This is a genomic window from Pseudomonas sp. PKS, assembly GCF_051913525.1.
GTDB lineage: Bacteria > Pseudomonadota > Gammaproteobacteria > Pseudomonadales > Pseudomonadaceae > Aquipseudomonas > Aquipseudomonas guariconensis_D.
The window spans coordinates 157036-173764 of sequence record NZ_JBEGDO010000005.1 but is presented as its reverse complement, the minus strand read 5'-3'; the positions used below and the strand labels follow the sequence as shown (position 1 = coordinate 173764).

Here is a 16729-nt window from a genome sequence, read left to right as displayed (position 1 = left end):
CCCAATCATGAAAGCTCTGCACAACACCCTGCTGGCCTCGTGCCTGTCGCTGCTCGCCCTCAATGTCGCCCAGGCGGCAGTCTCCAGTGACCAGGTCGCGCGCCTGGGCACCAGCCTGACGTCGGTGGGGGCCGAAAAGGCTGCCAGCGCCGACGGCAGCATCCCGGCCTACCAGGGCGGCCTGGTCACCCCGCCGGCCAGCTACCAGCAGGGCGCTAGCATGCGCCCAGACCCCTTCGCCAGCGAGAAGCCGCTGCTGGTGATCAACGCTGCCAACGCCGAGCAGTACAAGGCGCAGCTCACCGCCACCACCTTGGAGCTGCTCAAGCGCTTCCCGACCTTCCAGGTGGATGTCTACCCGACCCACCGCACCGTCGCGTTGCCGCAGCCGGTGCTGGACAACACCCTCAAGAACGCCACCGGCGCCCGCAGCCAGGAAGGCGGTACCGCGGTGGACAACGTGCTGCCGGGCATCCCGTTCCCGATTCCGCAGACCGGCGCCGAGGCCATGTGGAACTTCCTGCTGCGCTACCAGGGCGTGAGCATGACCGCCAAGTACGACTCCTGGAACGTCGATGCGGCCGGCAAGGCCACCTTGTCCACCACAGGCCAGGCCAACATCAGCTACCCGGTCTATGAGGACATGGGCAAGACCATCGGCGCCAAGGACACCTACTACCAGATGAAACTGGTGTACACCGCCCCAGCCCGCCGCGCCGGCGAAGCGATGATGCTGCGCGACGCCGCCAACCCCCTGGCCCAGCCACGTAGCGCCTGGCAGTACCTGCCGGGCCAGCGCCGGGTGAAGCTGGCGCCGAACCTGGCCTACGACACACCCAACCCGGGCACTTCGGGCTCGGGCACCTACGATGACGTGTTCGTCTTCAACGGCGCCCTGGACCGCTACGACTGGACCCTGGTGAGCAAGCAGGGAATGTACGTGCCGTACAACACCTACAAGCTGACCTACAACACCGATGTCAGCCAGCTGACCACGCCCAACCACCTGGCGCCGCAGTTCGTGCGCTGGGAGAAGCACCGGGTCTGGGTGGTGGAGGGCAAGCTCAAGGACGGCGCGCGCCACATCTACCACAAGCGTCGCTTCTACCTCGATGAAGACAGCTGGGTCGCCCTGGCCTCGGACCAGTACGACGCCCGTGGCCAGCTGTACCGTGGCTCGTTCGCCTTCCTCACCCAGAGCTACGACAAGACCACCCCCGATGCCACGCCGTTCATGATCTACGACCTGATCGGTGGCACCTACAACCTCAATGGCGTGGTCGGTGCCTACGGCGGTATCCGCTACATCGACCCCCTGTCCAAGACCCAATGGTCGCCCGAGTCCCTGGCGGGGGCCGGTATTCGCTGAGTGCCTGGGGCCTGCGCTGTTGCCTTGCGCAGGCCCCGTCCGACGAATCGGGAGGTTCGGGATGTCTGTCTTCAAATCAAGCGCCCAGGTGCTGATGCTCTGTGCCGCCCTGCATGGCCTGGCCCAGGCCGCGCCCTACGTGGATGTGCTGGACCTGCCAGCGATGCCCAGCGCGCTGGCGCCGGTCAGCTCCTTGCGCGATGTGGGCCGTGCCGGTGAGCGGTTGGTGGCTGTCGGCCCCCGTGGGCACATCGTGTATTCCGATGACCACGGCGCGCACTGGCAGCAGGCTCAGGTACCGGTCAGCGCCGACCTCAATGCGGTGAGCTTTCCCACTCCCCGCAGTGGCTGGGCCGTGGGCAACGACGGGGTGATCCTGCACAGCGGCGATGGCGGTGAGCATTGGGAAAAACAGCTGGACGGTCGCGTGCTCGCAGAGCAAGTACTCGCCTGGTACCGCGCCCAGGCCCAGGCCGCCCCGCAGGATGAACGCTGGGCCGCCTGGGTGGCCGAGGGCGAGCGCCTTGTGGCCGAAGGTGCTGACAAGCCGCTGCTGGATGTGTGGTTCACCGATGAACAGCACGGCTTTGCCGTCGGCGTGTTCAATCTGCTGCTGCACACCACTGACGGCGGGCGCAGCTGGACGCCCTGGCTCGAGCGCAGCGACAACCCCCAGGGCCTGCACCTGACCAGCCTGGCCCAGATCGACGGCGCGCTGTACATCACCGGCGAGCAGGGCCTGCTGCTCAAGCTCGATGCCGCCGGCCAGCGTTTCACCCGGCTGACCACGCCCTACAGCGGCACGTTCTTCGGCATCACCGGCAAAGCGGGGGTGCTGCTGGCCTACGGGCTGCGCGGCCATGTCTACCGCAGCACCGATGGCGGCCTGAACTGGCAGCCGGTGAACACGGGCCTGGCCACCAGCCTCACCGCTGCCAGCCAGGACAGCAACGGCCAGTTCTGGCTGTCGAGCCAGGCCGGTGACCTGCTGCAAAGCCGCGATGGGGGCGCCAGTTTCATCCTGGTGCGCCAAGCCTCGCGCACTCCCGTGAGTGCCAGCGCCTTTGACACCGCCACCGATCTGGTGCTGGTGGGCGAGCGCGGCGTACGCACGCTGGCGCTCCAGTAAGCACCGTCCATAACAAGAGAAAACCCTGATGGCCGATATCCAACAAGACACCTTGCCGGTGATCCGCAACCTCGAAGACTTCGACACGCGCTCGGGCAACGGGCTGGAGCGCCTGGTGTTCAACCATCGCTTGGCGTTCGTGCTCGCCATGTGCCTGGCCACGCTGGTACTGGGCTATGTGGCGCTGACCCGCCTGGAGCTGCGTCCAAGCTTCGAGAAGATGATTCCGCAGAGCCACCCCTACATCCAGAACTACCTGGACAACCGCCAGTCCCTGCGCGGCCTGGGCAATTCGTTGCGGGTGGTGGTGGAGACCACCGAGGGCGACATCTTCGACCCGGCCTACCTGCAGGCGCTGCGGCACATCAACGATGAGTTGTTTCTCAGCCAGGGCGTGGACCGCGCCTGGATGAAGTCGTTGTGGAGCCCGGCGGTGCGCTGGACCGAGGTCACTGAAGAGGGCTTCCAGGGCGGCCCGGTGATGCCGGACGGCTACCAGGGTGCCCAGGCGGACATCGAGCAGCTGCGCCAGAACATCGAGCGCGCCAACATCGTCGGCAGCCTGGTGGCCCGCGACTTCAAGTCGAGCATGCTGGTGGTGCCGCTGCTCGACCGGGATTCGGCCACCGGCCGTGGCGTGGACTACCACGCGTTCTCCCGTCAGCTCGAACAGCTGCGCAGCCACTACGAAGCGGCCGGCCCCTACAAGGTCCACGTGATCGGCTTCGCCAAGCTGATGGGCGACCTGATCGACGGTTTGATCCAGGTGATGCTGTTCTTCGCCCTGGCGGTGGTCACGAGTCTGGTGATCATCTACCTGTACACCCGCTGCGTGCGCAGTACCTTGCTGGTGGTGTTGTGCTCGCTGACCGCGGTGGTCTGGCAATTGGGCATCGTCGCCTGGCTGGGCTACGCGATCGATCCGTACTCGATTCTGGTGCCGTTCTTGATCTTCGCCATCGGTGTGTCCCACGCCGCGCAGAAGATGAACGGGATCATGCAGGACATCGGGCGCGGCACCCACCGTCAGGTCGCGGCCCGCTACACCTTCCGCCGCCTGTTCGTGGCCGGGGTGACGGCGCTGCTGGCCGACGCGGTGGGCTTTGCCGTGCTGATGCTGATCGACATTCCGGTGATCAAGGATCTGGCCATCACCGCCAGCATCGGGGTGGCGGTGCTGATCTTCACTTCGCTGCTGTTGATGCCGGTGGCGCTGTCGTACATCGGTGTCGGGCGCAAGGCCGCCGAGCGCGCCTTGCGCATCGATTCGCGCGCCGCCGCGCACCGGGGCTTCGGCAAACTGTGGGATGTGCTGGACCGCTTTACCGAGCGCAAGTGGGCCACGGCGGCGGTGCTGGTGGCCGTGGCAATGGGGGCAGGGGGGCTGTGGACCAGCCTGCAACTGAAGATCGGCGATCTGGACAGCGGCGCCCCGGAGCTGCACGCCGACTCGCGCTACAACCGCGACAACGCCTACATCACCGACAATTACGCGCTCTCCAGCGACACCTTCGCGGTCATGGTCAAGACCGCGCCTGAAGGCTGTCTGCGCTACCAGACGTTGGTGTTGGCCGATCGCCTGGCCTGGGAGTTGCAACAGCTGCCAGGGGTGCAGACCACGCTGTCGCTGACCAACGCCGTGCGCCAGATCACCGCCGGTACCTACGAGGGCAACCCCAAGCTCAACAGCATCCAGCGCAACCAGGATGTGCTCAACTACGCCGCGCAGCAGGCCTCGGTCAATGCCCCTGAGCTGTTCAACAACGATTGCTCGCTGATGCCGGTGATCGCCTACCTCAAGGACCACAAGGCCGACACCCTGGATGAGGTGGTGGCTGCTGCCGAGCGTTTCGCCCAGGCCAACAGCCGTGATGATCGGCAGTTCCTGCTGGCTGCCGGCAGCGCCGGGATCGAGGCGGCCACCAACATCGTGGTGCGCGAGGCCAACCGCACCATGCTGTTGCTGGTGTACCTGGCCGTCACGCTGTTCTGCCTGGTGACCTTCCGCAGCTGGCGCGCCACCTTGGTGGCGGTGCTGCCGCTGATGCTCACCTCGGTGCTGTGCGAGGCACTGATGGTGGCCATGGGCATTGGTGTGAAGGTCGCCACCTTGCCAGTGATCGCCCTGGGCGTGGGTATCGGCGTGGATTACGCCCTGTACCTGCTCAGCGTGCAGCTGCACTACCAGCGCAAGGGCCTCTCGCTGGCCCAGGCCTACCAGAACGCGGTGGCCTTCACCGGCCGGGTCGTGGGCCTGGTGGGCATCACCTTGGCCGCCGGTGTGGTGGGCTGGGCCTGGTCACCGATCAAGTTCCAGGCCGACATGGGCCTGCTGCTGACCTTCATGTTCCTGTGGAACATGCTCGGCGCGCTGGTGCTGATCCCGGCGCTGTCGTACTTCCTCCTGCCCGGCGACAAGGTCCGGGCGACCGTCACCGGCCCCCGCACCCAAGGTGGGCTGCACTCCAACAACCAAGAAGCCGAGTGTTCGTCTCATGTCTGATTACCTTGCGCCTTTGCGCGATATGGATTTTCTGTTCAACGAAGTCTTCGATATCCCGGCCTGGTGGGCGCAGACGCCTGCACTGGTGGAGCAGGTCGACGCCGATACCGCCAAGGCCGTGCTCGAACAGGCTGGTAAGGTCATCGCCCAGGTCGTGGCGCCGCTCAACCGCAGCGGCGACGAACAAGGCTGTCGCTTCGAGGCCGGCACGGTGACGACCCCGGATGGCTTCGTCGACGCCTACCGGACCTACGCGGCCGATGGCTGGGTGGGTGTGACGGGCGCCCCGGCGTTCGGTGGCATGGGCATGCCCAAGGTGATCGGCGCCCAGGTCGAGGAAATGCTCAACGCCGCCAACCTGTCGTTTGGCCTGTACCCGATGCTCACGGCCGGCGCCTGCCTGTCGCTGCTCAACCATGCCAGCGAAGCGCTCAAGGCCCGCTACCTGCCGCCGATGTACGAGGGGCGCTGGACCGGTTCGATGTGCCTGACCGAGCCCCATGCCGGCACCGACCTGGGTTTGATCCGCACCCGCGCCGAGCCCCAGGCCGATGGTCGCTACCGCATCACCGGCACCAAGATCTTCATCACAGGCGGCGAGCAGGACCTGACCGAAAACATCATCCATCTGGTGCTGGCCAAGCTGCCTGACGCGCCGGCCGGTGCCAAGGGGATCTCCTTGTTCCTGGTGCCCAAGGTGATGGTCGAGGACGATGGTGAGCTGGGCGAGGCCAACGCGGTCAGCTGTGGCTCCATCGAGCACAAGATGGGCATCAAGGCCTCGGCCACCTGCGTGATGAACTTCGATGGTGCCCTCGGCTACCTGGTGGGGGAGGCGAACAAGGGCCTGAACGCCATGTTCACCATGATGAACTACGAGCGCCTGGGCGTCGGCATCCAGGGCCTGGCCCTGGGCGAACGTTCCTACCAGAACGCCCTGGCCTATGCCCGTGACCGCCTGCAGGGCCGCGCGGCCATCGGCCCCGAGGCGCCCGACAAGGCGGCCGACCCGATCATCGTGCACCCGGACGTGCGCCGCATGCTGTTGACCATGAAGGCACTCAACGAAGGTGGGCGGGCGTTTTCCACCTATGTGGCGCAGCAACTGGACGTGGCCAAGTACAGCGAGCAAGCCGACGTGCGCGGCCAGGCCGAGGCCCGCGTGGCATTGCTGACGCCGGTGGCCAAGGCGTTTCTGACCGACATGGGGCTGGAGACGACGGTGCATGGCCAGCAGGTGTTCGGCGGCCATGGCTATATCCGCGAGTGGGGCCAGGAGCAGTTGATCCGCGACTGCCGCATCACCCAGATCTACGAGGGCGCCAATGGCATCCAGGCCCTGGACCTGGTAGGCCGCAAGTTGGTCGCCGACGGCGGGCGCAGCTACCAGTTGCTGTCCGATGAGATGCGCGCATTCGCCCGAGGCCTGGCGCCGTCGCGCGGCGAGTTCCGCACGCCGTTGCTGGCCGCGCTGGACAACCTGGACGAACTGACTGCCTGGGTGCTCGATCGCGCCCAAGGCAACCCACGGGAAACCGGCGCGGCGGCGGTGGAGTTCCTGCACGCCTTCGGCTACACGCTGTACGCCTACCTGTGGGCGCGGATGGCCGACGTGGCTATTGCGCAGGAGGGCGCGTTCTACCAGAGCAAGCTGGGCACGGCGCGGTTCTACTTCGCTCGCATGCTGCCGCGCATCCATTCGCTCAGCGCCGTGATCAAGGCTGGCAGCGACAGCCTCTATCTGCTCGACGAGGCGCAGCTGTGATGGAGGGCACCATGATCAAGACTCGCGTCATCGCACCGGCGGCCGAGGCCTACACCTACCCGCTGCTGATCAAGCGCCTGCTGCTGTCGGGCGTGCGCTACCAGCCGGGGCAGGAGATCGTCTACGCCGACCAGTTGCGCTACAGCTACACCACCTTGCAAACGCGCATCCAGCGCCTGGCCAATGTGCTCACCGAGGCCGGCGTGCGCCCCGGAGATACCGTGGCCTTGCTCGATTGGGACAGCCACCGGGCGCTGGAGTGCTTCTTCGCCGTGCCGATGATCGGCGCGGTGCTGCACACGGTCAACGTGCGTCTGTCCGCCGAGCAGATCCGCTACACCATGAACCACGCCGAAGACCGGTTGGTGCTTGTGCATGACGACTTCCTGCCGCTGATGGAACAACTGCACGGCGAGTTGGGCGCGGTCGAGCGCTTCATCCGCCTCGGCGAAGGGCTGGCGCCGGTGACCGGCCTGCCGTTGGTGGGCGAGTACGAGGCCTTGCTGGCGGCGGTGGACAGCCACTTCGACTTCCCCGATTTCGATGAAAACTCCGTCGCGACGCTGTTCTACACCACCGGCACCACTGGCGATCCAAAGGGCGTGTACTTCACCCATCGCCAGCTGGTGCTGCATACCCTCAACGAGCTGGGCACGCTCGCCGCCTGTGGCGGCGAGCCGCTGTTGCGCACGGGCGATGTGTACATGCCGATCACGCCAATGTTCCATGTGCACGCCTGGGGCGTGCCCTATGTGGCCACGGCGCTAGGTATCAAGCAGGTCTATCCCGGGCGTTACGAGGCCAACCAGTTGGTGCGCCTGTACCGTGACGAAGGGGTGAGTTTCTCCCATTGCGTGCCCACCTTGCTGCAGATGATGCTCGACTGCGAAGAGGGCAAGCGCACAGACCTCAATGGCTGGAAGATGCTCCTGGGCGGCAGCGCCCTGACCCAGGGCCTGGCCCAGCGGGCCAGCGAGCGGGGCATTCGCGTGCATTGCGGTTACGGTATGTCCGAAACCTGCCCGTTGCTTAGCCTGACCTGCCTGAGCGCCGAGGACCTGGCGTTGCCCATGGCGCAGCAGGTGCCCCTGCGCATCGCGGCCGGAGTGCCGATCCCGCTGGTGGATCTGCGCATCGTCGATGGCGAGGGCCAAGACGTGGCCCATGACGGCGAAACCCTCGGCGAAGTGGTGGTGCGTGCGCCCTGGCTGACCCAGGGCTACCTCAACGCGCCCGAGCAAGGCGCCGCGCTCTGGGCCGGCGGCTGGTTGCACACGGGCGATCTGGCGTGCATCGACGCGCACGGGGTGATGCGCATCCGCGACCGGATCAAGGACGTGATCAAGACCGGAGGCGAGTGGATCAGTTCGGTAGAGTTGGAAAGCCTGATCAGCCAGCACCCCGGCGTCGACTCGGTCGCCGTGATCGGCCTGCCGGACGAACGCTGGGGTGAGCAGCCGCTGGCCCTGGTGGTCTGCACCGACGGCGTGACGCTGGACCAGCCAGCCCTTGCCCGGCATCTGCAGCAATATGTCGACAGCGGGCGGCTGAACAAGTGGGCCGTACCCCGGCAGGTGCGTTTCGTGGACCAAATCCCCAAGACCAGCGTGGGCAAGATCGACAAGAAGCGCATTCGCCAGACCTGCCTTTAGGCACTGGGCTTTTCGCGGGTAAACCCACCACAAGGGCCTGCGCGGACCAGGTGGGTTTACCCGCGAAGAGGACAACACAAGCATATCCAGAAACCATTCCCCACTTGGGCAGTTCGACCGAATCACTAGGCTTAAGGCGAGACCTGATTCAAGGAAGATCCAATGCCTCTCGCCAAATCCCACCTGCTGCGCCGTGGCCGCTACTCGGCGCCTGGCAGGTTGTACCTGTTGACCACTGTCACGCATCGTCGCAAACCGTTGTTTTGCAATCTTCGACCTGCTCGCCTGGTGATTCACCATCTACGTCTGTTGGACCAGGAGCAGGCCTGTCGATCGTTGGCATGGGTGGTAATGCCGGATCATCTTCATTGGTTGATCGAACTGGAGGCTGCAACGCTGGGCACCTTGATGCGCAGGTTCAAGTCGCGCTCAAGCCGTACCTTGCATCAGTCAGGTGTTGAAGATCATCCGATTTGGCAACCGGGCTACCAAGACCGGGCGCTGCGTCGGGAGGAGGAGGTGAAGGCAGTGGCCAGATACATTGTGGCCAACCCGCTGCGTGCGGGCTTGGTGAGTAGCATCAGGGAGTACCCGCACTGGGATGCAGTCTGGCTTTGAACCCGTGGTGCTCCCTTCGCGGGTAAACCCGCTCCCACAGGAATCGCGTCGTCCTGGCGTCTGTGCTCAGTCAGGGAGTACCCGCACTGGGATGCAGTCTGGCTTTGAATCCGTGGTGCGCTCTTCGCGGGTAAACCCGCAGGTATCGCGTCGTCCTAACGTTTGCGCCCGGTCTGACAGGCGCAACACAACCCCAAGAGCGACGCGATCCGTGTGGGAGCGGGTTTACCCGCGAATGCGCCAAAAAGCTCACCACAAAAACCACTGAATGAAATAACGCCAGCCCAGGCACCTCCGTAAGGGCGCAAAGGTGAACGAGCGTCGCCACGTCAAATGGATAACCCCACAACCTCAAAACCAACCACTGCTCGACTCGTATTCACGCAAACCCGGGCTGATACATGCACGTGTTCAGGTCCTCCAGAAACGCCTGCAGGATCGGCGGCGGGGTCACGCCGCGTCGGGTGATGACGTCGAAGGGGGAGGTGAGGTCCAGGGTGTTGGCGTCCAGGCGGTACATCTCGCCGGTCTTGACCCACTGCTCGGCGAAGTGCACCGGCAAGAACCCGATATAGGCCCCGGATATGATCAGGATCGCCGCTGCCTCGATGTTCTCCACGGTGGCATCGGCCTTGCTCATGCCCAACTGCGTCAGGTCGTACTGCTGCATGTAGCCGCGCACCACGATCCGGCAGGCGCGCACCTCTTCGAGCAGGCGCCCGTTGGCCGGTTTGCTGGCGAACAGCGGGTGGCGACGGCCGCAGTACAGCCCCAGGGCTTCGTTGTACAGCGGCAGGTAGGACAGCCCCGGCACCCGTAGGGGAAAGTGCCCGATCGCTAGGTGCAGGCGCCCGTCCAGCACCCGCTCTTCGAGCTCCGCCGGGGCGCCGATGTAGATGTTCAACTGGGCATCATGGCCGCGTGAGACGAAGCGCTGGGTGGTGCGCGGCAGCGGTGAGTCGGGGTCGGTCAGCGTGGAGTCGATGATCCCCAAATTGAGCTGGCCGCTGATGTGCTGCTTGAGCACGTCGGCGTCCATGCAGAAGCTTTCCACCGCGCTCAAAAGGCGCAACGTGGCTTCATGGATGGCCACGCCCTGCTCGGTGAGGCGAAAGCCACTGCGCCCGCGCTGGCAGAGCTTGACGCCCAGGCGGGTCTCCAGATGCGTCATCTGTTCGCTGATGGTGGACTGGCCGGTGTTCAGCGCCGCCTGCGCCGCGGAAAACCCGCCGCACTTGACGATGGTGGCGAACACCCTGAGGAGCTTCAGATCGACATCGTGGAGCTGGATCACCGCGGCCTCCCGGGCCAAGGTCACATCGCGGGCTGCTGATATGAACGCTCGGCTGAATGTGTTTTTGCCAAAGCTAACCCTCTACGCAGAGCAACCGCAATCCCGGCATTTGGCAAAACGCCTGCGGCTGGGGCGGCCTTTGCAGGGGCCGCTATCGGCCGCGCCAGATACTTCGGTGCAGCCGATGTATGCATCTGGACTTGCGCATTTTTCCAAGGCCGAGCCGGGCCCATAGTGGCCTCAACGGTGTCGCACAGTCGCCCCGTCTCCTGACCAGAACAAGAAATGTGGAGAAGCTCTAACATGGCAAAGCATGGTTATGAATCCGGCCGCCTGAACCTGCCCTTCGTGGGGCACTGCACGTTCGCCAAGTCGCCCATCTGCACCGACTGGAATGCCATCGACGCCGATGTCGCGATCCTCGGCGCGCCCAACGACATGGGCACCCAGTGGCGCTCCGGCGCACGTTTCGGACCGCGCGGCATCCGCGAGGCGTCCACGCTGTTCTCCTTCGGCCATTCCGGCGCCTATGACCACGAAGATGACGCCACCTACCTGACCGAAGACCAAGTGCGCATGGTCGATGTGGGGGATGCCGACATCGTCCACACCGACATGGCCACCAGCAACGCCAACATCGAGTCGGCCGTGCGCCAGATCCTTGCCAGCGGCGCCATGCCGGTGGTGCTGGGCGGCGATCACTCGATCCATGCGCCGGTTATCAAGGCCTTCGAAGGGCGCGATCCGATCCACATCATCCACTTCGATGCTCACCTGGACTTCGTCGACGAGCGCCACGGCGTGCGTTATGGGCATGGCAACCCCCTGCGCCGTGCCTCGGAGCTGTCGAACATCACCGGCATGACCCAGATGGGCATCCGCAACGTGTCGTCTTCCAACCGCGACGACTACGACGCCGCCCGCGATGCCGGCTCGAACATTCTCTCGGTGCGCGACGTACGCCGCCTGGGCGTCGAAGGCGTGCTGGCGAAGATCCCCCAGGACATCGACTACTACATCACCATCGACATCGATGGCTTCGACCCGTCCATCGCCCCAGGTACCGGCACGCCGAGCCATGGCGGCTTCCAGTACTACGAAGTGCTGGAGATCATCCAGGCCCTGGCCAAGCGCAGCAATGGGCGCATCGTCGGCATGGACCTGGTGGAAGTGGCCCCGGCCTACGACCCCGCTGGCGTGACGTCCATCCTCGCCGCGCAACTGCTGATGAACAGCATCGGCTTCATCTTCCACGCGCGTGCCAACGCTCGCTGATCCGGAGTTTCCAACGTGGACAACAAGGTAAAGACCTACCTGCAGACCTTCGGTGTTTCCGAGGCGACCCAGCGTTTTCTCACCAAGCAGCAGCACATGTTCATCGGCGGCGCCTGGGTGCTGGCCAGCGATGGTGCCACCGCCGAGGTGATCGAACCCTCCACCGAAGCGGTGCTCACCCGCATTCCCATGGGTACCGCCGAGGACCTGGACCGTGCGGTGAAGGCTGCGCGTGCGCAGTTCGACGGCGGCCCCTGGAGCCAGCTCAAGCCGCTGGAGCGTGAGCGCGTGCTGCACCGCCTGGCGGACCTGATCGAGGCCAACGGCGAGGAGCTGGCGCAGATCGAATCCATCGATATGGGCAAATCGGTCGACCAGGCGCGCGCCGTGGACATCCAGGGCACCATCGACACCTTCCGTTACTTCGCCGGCTGGGCCAGCAAGATCCATGGCCGCACCGTCGAGCCGTCACTGCCGGGCAACTACCTGGCCTACACCCGCAAAGAAGCGGTGGGTGTGGTCGGGGTGATCGTGCCGTGGAACTTCCCGCTGCAGACCATGGCCTGGAAGTTGGGCGCGGCCCTTGCAGTCGGCTGCACCGTGGTGGTCAAACCGGCAGAACTCACCTCGCTTTCGGCCCTGCGTTTCGCCGAGCTGGTGCAGGAAGCCGGGCTGCCCGACGGCGTGGTGAACATCGTCACCGGCCGTGGTAGCGTGGTGGGCAATGCCATGACCAGCCACCCGGGTATCGACAAGCTGAGTTTCACCGGCTCCACCCCGGTCGGCTGCTCGGTGGGCAAGGCCTCGATGGACCAGATGAAGCGCCTGACCCTGGAACTGGGCGGCAAGTCACCGGTGATCGTGTTCGCCGATGCCGACATCGAAGCCGCAGCCCAGGCAGTGGCTAACGGCGTGTTCTTCAACTCGGGCCAGGTGTGCGACGCCGGGACCCGCGCCTACATCGAGCGCAGCGTCTACCCGGCCTTCCTGGAAGCGCTGGCGCGCTACACCGCAACGCTCAAGATCGCCCCGGGCCTGGATCCGGATTGCTTCATCAGCCCCATGGTGTCGCGTCAGCAACAGCAGCGGGTGCTGGAGTACATCGCCCTGGGCAAGGCCGAAGGCGCGCAGGTGTATTACGGTGGCGAGCCGGTCCAAGGCCCGGGTTTCTTCGTGCAGCCGACGATCTTCGCCAACTGCACCCACGACATGCGCATCGTGCGCGAGGAGATCTTCGGCCCGGTGCTGGTGACCCAGCCGTTCGACTCCCAGGAGCAGGCCGTGGAACTGGCCAACGACTCGGTGTTCGGCCTGGCCGCGGCCATCTACTCCAACGACTTGAGCCGGGTCCACGGGCTGATTCCGCGTCTGCGGGCAGGGACCGTCTACGTCAACGCGCACAGCACCCTCGATCCGTCCATGCCCTTCGGCGGCTACAAGCAGTCGGGCTATGGCAAGGACATGGGCGCCGAACAACTGGAGTTCTTGCTGGAGACCAAGGCGGTCTGGATCACCTTGCCCTGAGGTCCAGGGCTGGCCAGCGCCGCTGAGGTTGGCGGGCGGCGCTGATTTATCGGATGCATCGAATTTCAAGAACAAGAACCTATCGAGGTGATGCCCATGAACAGCCAAGCAGATGTAGAGCGAGCGCAAGATCTGGAAAGGCGCTTGTGCGCCTATGAGGAACTGGAAGGACGGACGGATTGGCCGGGTGCGATGGGCGTCGGTGACTACCTGGCGCTGGCGGTGTTCGCCCTGGTCGTGATGGTGGGCTTCTACCTGTGGGGGGGCCACGCATGAGCCCGTCCAGAGAGCAGGAATTGCGACTGGCCGCTGAACGCGGCGACACCCCCTTGCTGCCCAGCGAGCGCGTGTGGGGTTTCTGGGGGTATGCCTATGCCAACTCCGCGCTGGCCGTGGCTACCTGGGTGTTTCTGATCGGCGGCGCCACGGCGCTGTTCGTCGGCCCCAAGCAAGGGATCTGCGCCATCGTCATCGGCAACATCGTGGGGGTGATCCTCGCGGCGTTTGCCACCTGCGTGCCGTGCGGCAAGTATGGGGTGGAGCAGTTCACCTTCCTGCGCAGCATGTTCGGCCTCAATGGCAGCCGCCTGGTCTACATCCTGTCGGTAGTGTTGCTCACCATGGGCTGGCTGGCGGTGTTGGGGCTGATGTGCGGGCGTGCGTTGGATAACCTGGAGACCCTGGTGCAGCAGGTCCCGCCCGATGGCGACGGCTGGCTGGTGACCGGTGGCGCCTTGCTGGCCATCGTGCTGGCGGCGCTGGTGGCCATGCGCGGGCCGGACATGATCCGCTTGCTGAGCGCGATCATCGCGCCCAGCCTGATCCTGATCATGCTGGCGCTGATGTACTTCATCTCCCGCAGCCACAGCCTGGACCAACTGCTGGCCATGCCGGCGCTGCAACCGCCGTTCGCCGACTCACGCATCAACTTCATGATTGCCGTGGAGATCAACATCGCCGCTGGATTCTCCTGGTGGCCCTACATCGGCAACCTGTCGCGCCTGTGCAGCAACCAGCGCACGGCCTTCTGGCCGAACCTGGTGGGGATCTTCGGCGCCGCCTCCCTGGGCGAGACCGTCAGCCTGTTCGCCGCGTCGACGCTGGGCAGCAGCGACCCGACCGCCTGGATGCGCCTGGCCGGTGGCATGGTGTTCGGGGTGGTGGCGCTGGGCTTCCTGGCCCTGGCCAACCTCACGGGCATGGTCAACATCCTCTACACCGCGGTCATCGGTTTGCGGCAAGTGACCGGAGAGCGCTTGCGCAGTGTGCGCTGGGGTGTGCTGGTGGGGCTGTTCTGCGTGATTCCGGTAGCCATCGTGCTGTTCTTCCCGGGCATCTATGACGGCTTCTTCATCTTCCTGGTGTGGACGTCGGCTTTGAACAGCGCCCTGGCCGGGATCGGCATCGCCGACTACTTCTTCCTTCGACGCCAGCGCGTGAACCTGCGCCAGCTCTACGCCCCACAAGAAACATCGCCACTGCGCTTTTGCGGCGGCTTCAACCCCATCGCACTGGTGGCGTTGGTGGCGGGCTTCGTGATCTACGTGGTGGTGTTCAACCCGCAGACCTTGGCCAACACCACCTTCTTCACCTTCGCCACCGCTTCTCTGCCGTCCTGCCTGCTGGCCGGGCTTGTGCACTACGGGCTGACCCGTGCACTGGCCAGGCGCTTTGGCTGGGGCGGCTACCCAAAGGGCAATGAACGCAACATCGAGGCAGCAGGCCTCGAAGCAAAGGGCTACAGCAAATGAACAAGCGATATGACTACATCATCATCGGCGCAGGCTCTGCCGGCTGCGTCCTGGCCAACCGCCTGACCGAAGACGCCGGCACCTCGGTGCTGGTCCTGGAGTTCGGCGGCAGCGACCGCAGTGTGCTGATCCAGATGCCCAGCGCCTTCTCGCTGCCGATGAACACCAAGAAGTACAACTGGCGCTACGAGACCGTCGCCGAGCCCCACCTCGATGGCCGGCGCCTGCACTGCCCGCGGGGCAAGGTGCTGGGCGGCTCATCCTCGATCAACGGCCTGGTCTACATCCGCGGCCATGCCCATGACTTCGACGAGTGGGAAAGCCTGGGTGCGAAGAACTGGAGCTATCGCAACTGCCTGCCGTACTTCAAGCGCGCCGAGACGTTCAAGTTCGGCGGTGACGACTACCGCGGTGCCAGCGGCCCGTTGGCCACCAACAACGGCAACAACATGCAGAACCCGTTGTACGGCGCCTGGGTGGAGGCCGGCGCCGAGGCCGGCTACATCAAGACCGACGACTGCAACGGCTACATGCAGGAAGGCTTTGGCGCCATGCACATGACGGTCAAGGATGGCGTGCGTTGGTCCACCGCCAATGCCTATCTGCGCCCGGCCATGACCCGGCCGAACCTCACCGTCGTCACCCACGCCATGACCCGGCGCATCCTGCTCGACGGCAAACGCGCGGTGGGGGTCGAATACGACGAGGGCGGCAAGACTCACAAGGTCTACTGCAATCGCGAAGTGCTGGTGTCCTCCGGTCCGATCGGCTCGCCGCACCTGTTGCAGCGCTCCGGCATCGGCCCACAGGAGGTGTTGAAGAAGGCCGGCATCGACGTGCGCCACGACCTGCCGGGTGTGGGTGAGAACCTGCAGGATCACTCGGAAATCTACATCCAGTACGCCTGCAAGGAGCCGGTGACCCTCAACGGCAAGATGAACCTGCTGGGCAAGGCGATGATCGGCCTGCGCTGGCTGCTGTTCAAGGATGGCCTAGGGGCGAGCAACCACTTCGAGGCCGGTGGCTTCATCCGCTCGGCCAAGGGCCTGCGCTGGCCGGACATCCAGTTCCACTTCCTGCCGGCGGCTATGCGCTATGACGGCGACAAACCGTTCAAGGGCCATGGTTTCATGGTGCTCACCGGGCCTAACAAGCCCAAGAGCCGCGGCCATGTGCGGGCGCTGTCGGCCGACCCGTACCAGCACCCGGAGATCCGCTTCAACTACCTGCAAAGCGAGGAGGACAAAGAAGGCTTCCGACGCTGCGTGCGCCTGACCCGGGAGATCATCGCCCAGCCGGCTATGGACCGCTTCCGTGGCGAGGAGCTGGCGCCGGGGGCCCATGTGCAGACCGATGAGCAGATCGACGCCTTCGTGCGCGCCAACATGGAAAGCACCATGCACCCCTGTGGTTCCTGCCGGATGGGCGAGGATGACATGGCGGTGGTCGACTCCGAGCTGCGTGTACGTGGCCTGCAAGGGCTGCGGGTGATCGATTCCTCGGTGTTTCCAAGCGAGCCCAACGGCAACCTCAACGCACCGACCATCATGCTCGCCGAACGCGCCTCGGACCTGGTACGCGGCCGCCAGCCCCTCGCGCCTGCCGATGTACCGGTCGGGCTGGTGGAGGGCTGGGAAGAGCAACAACGTAGCGCTGAGCCCGTGCGCAAAGTGCGGGCCTGAACCGCGCCTCGATCGCTGTAGGAGCGGGGTTACTCGCGAAAGCGTTGGTCAACACACTATCGCATTCGCGGGTAAACCCACTTCCACAGGGGGCTGCGGCAACCTGAGGGTCTGCGGGAGCACTGCGATCTTTGTGGGGGCGGGTTTACCCGCTCTCAAGTCCGAGA

12 protein-coding genes are annotated in these 16729 nt (G+C 65.1%); 11 read left to right on the top strand and 1 reads right to left on the bottom strand.

Features of this window, described 5'->3' with window-relative positions:
* Positions 1–7 precede the first annotated feature (7 nt).
* From ABOA88_RS07720 to ABOA88_RS07695, 6 genes are all read left to right on the top strand, one after another.
* Complete coding sequence (locus ABOA88_RS07720) at positions 8–1369, top strand: DUF1329 domain-containing protein (protein ID WP_367851873.1); 1362 nt, start codon at positions 8–10, stop codon at positions 1367–1369.
* Between the two features lie 61 nt (positions 1370–1430).
* Entirely contained in the window at positions 1431–2498 is a 1068-nt protein-coding gene (locus ABOA88_RS07715; RefSeq protein WP_367851872.1) for a WD40/YVTN/BNR-like repeat-containing protein, read from the top strand.
* A gap of 28 nt (positions 2499–2526) precedes the next feature.
* Positions 2527–5001, top strand: coding sequence for an efflux RND transporter permease subunit (locus ABOA88_RS07710; RefSeq protein ID WP_367851871.1), 2475 nt, complete (start codon positions 2527–2529; stop codon positions 4999–5001).
* Positions 4994–6766 (top strand): acyl-CoA dehydrogenase C-terminal domain-containing protein, encoded by a 1773-nt coding sequence (locus ABOA88_RS07705; protein WP_367851870.1) that lies wholly within the window; start codon positions 4994–4996, stop codon positions 6764–6766. Before ABOA88_RS07710 ends, ABOA88_RS07705 begins: the two co-directional genes overlap by 8 nt.
* An 11-nt stretch (positions 6767–6777) precedes the next feature.
* On the top strand, positions 6778–8418 hold the full coding sequence (locus ABOA88_RS07700) for a fatty acid--CoA ligase (protein WP_367851869.1): 1641 nt from the start codon (positions 6778–6780) through the stop codon (positions 8416–8418).
* A 162-nt stretch (positions 8419–8580) separates the two neighbouring features.
* Positions 8581–9036 (top strand): REP-associated tyrosine transposase, encoded by a 456-nt coding sequence (locus ABOA88_RS07695; RefSeq protein WP_367851868.1) that lies wholly within the window; start codon positions 8581–8583, stop codon positions 9034–9036.
* Between the two features lie 379 nt (positions 9037–9415).
* Here ABOA88_RS07695 and ABOA88_RS07690 read toward each other — a convergent pair whose 3' ends face one another.
* A complete protein-coding gene (locus ABOA88_RS07690; protein WP_367851743.1) occupies positions 9416–10330 on the bottom strand; it encodes a LysR family transcriptional regulator in 915 nt (304 codons plus the stop codon).
* A gap of 303 nt (positions 10331–10633) precedes the next feature.
* Between ABOA88_RS07690 and speB the strand changes: the two genes are divergently transcribed.
* The 5 genes from speB (at position 10634) to betA (ending at position 16562) form a co-directional block, all read left to right on the top strand.
* On the top strand, positions 10634–11605 hold the full coding sequence (gene speB / locus ABOA88_RS07685) for an agmatinase (RefSeq protein ID WP_070571878.1): 972 nt from the start codon (positions 10634–10636) through the stop codon (positions 11603–11605).
* 15 nt (positions 11606–11620) lie between these two features.
* A complete protein-coding gene (locus ABOA88_RS07680) occupies positions 11621–13129 on the top strand; it encodes an aldehyde dehydrogenase family protein (RefSeq protein WP_367851742.1) in 1509 nt (502 codons plus the stop codon).
* A 96-nt stretch (positions 13130–13225) separates the two neighbouring features.
* Positions 13226–13405 carry a hypothetical protein gene (locus tag ABOA88_RS07675; protein ID WP_070571880.1) on the top strand — a complete coding sequence of 60 codons (180 nt, stop codon included), beginning with the start codon at positions 13226–13228 and terminating at the stop codon, positions 13403–13405.
* A complete protein-coding gene (locus tag ABOA88_RS07670; RefSeq protein ID WP_367851741.1) occupies positions 13402–14880 on the top strand; it encodes a purine-cytosine permease family protein in 1479 nt (492 codons plus the stop codon). Before ABOA88_RS07675 ends, ABOA88_RS07670 begins: the two co-directional genes overlap by 4 nt.
* Complete coding sequence (gene betA, locus ABOA88_RS07665; RefSeq protein ID WP_070571882.1) at positions 14877–16562, top strand: choline dehydrogenase; 1686 nt, start codon at positions 14877–14879, stop codon at positions 16560–16562. The genes ABOA88_RS07670 and betA overlap by 4 nt, the downstream gene beginning before the upstream one ends.
* Positions 16563–16729: the final 167 nt, after the last annotated feature.

Bases quoted from the DNA above. Each gene is read 5' to 3' on its own strand.
- ABOA88_RS07720 (WP_367851873.1), top strand. From the start codon at position 8: ATGAAAGCTCTGCACAACACCCTGCTGGCCTCGTGCCTGTCGCTGCTC.
- ABOA88_RS07715 (WP_367851872.1), top strand. From the start codon at position 1,431: ATGTCTGTCTTCAAATCAAGCGCCCAGGTGCTGATGCTCTGTGCCGCC.
- ABOA88_RS07710 (WP_367851871.1), top strand. From the start codon at position 2,527: ATGGCCGATATCCAACAAGACACCTTGCCGGTGATCCGCAACCTCGAA.
- ABOA88_RS07705 (WP_367851870.1), top strand. From the start codon at position 4,994: ATGTCTGATTACCTTGCGCCTTTGCGCGATATGGATTTTCTGTTCAAC.
- ABOA88_RS07700 (WP_367851869.1), top strand. From the start codon at position 6,778: ATGATCAAGACTCGCGTCATCGCACCGGCGGCCGAGGCCTACACCTAC.
- ABOA88_RS07695 (WP_367851868.1), top strand. From the start codon at position 8,581: ATGCCTCTCGCCAAATCCCACCTGCTGCGCCGTGGCCGCTACTCGGCG.
- speB (WP_070571878.1), top strand. From the start codon at position 10,634: ATGGCAAAGCATGGTTATGAATCCGGCCGCCTGAACCTGCCCTTCGTG.
- ABOA88_RS07675 (WP_070571880.1), top strand. From the start codon at position 13,226: ATGAACAGCCAAGCAGATGTAGAGCGAGCGCAAGATCTGGAAAGGCGC.
- ABOA88_RS07670 (WP_367851741.1), top strand. From the start codon at position 13,402: ATGAGCCCGTCCAGAGAGCAGGAATTGCGACTGGCCGCTGAACGCGGC.
- betA (WP_070571882.1), top strand. From the start codon at position 14,877: ATGAACAAGCGATATGACTACATCATCATCGGCGCAGGCTCTGCCGGC.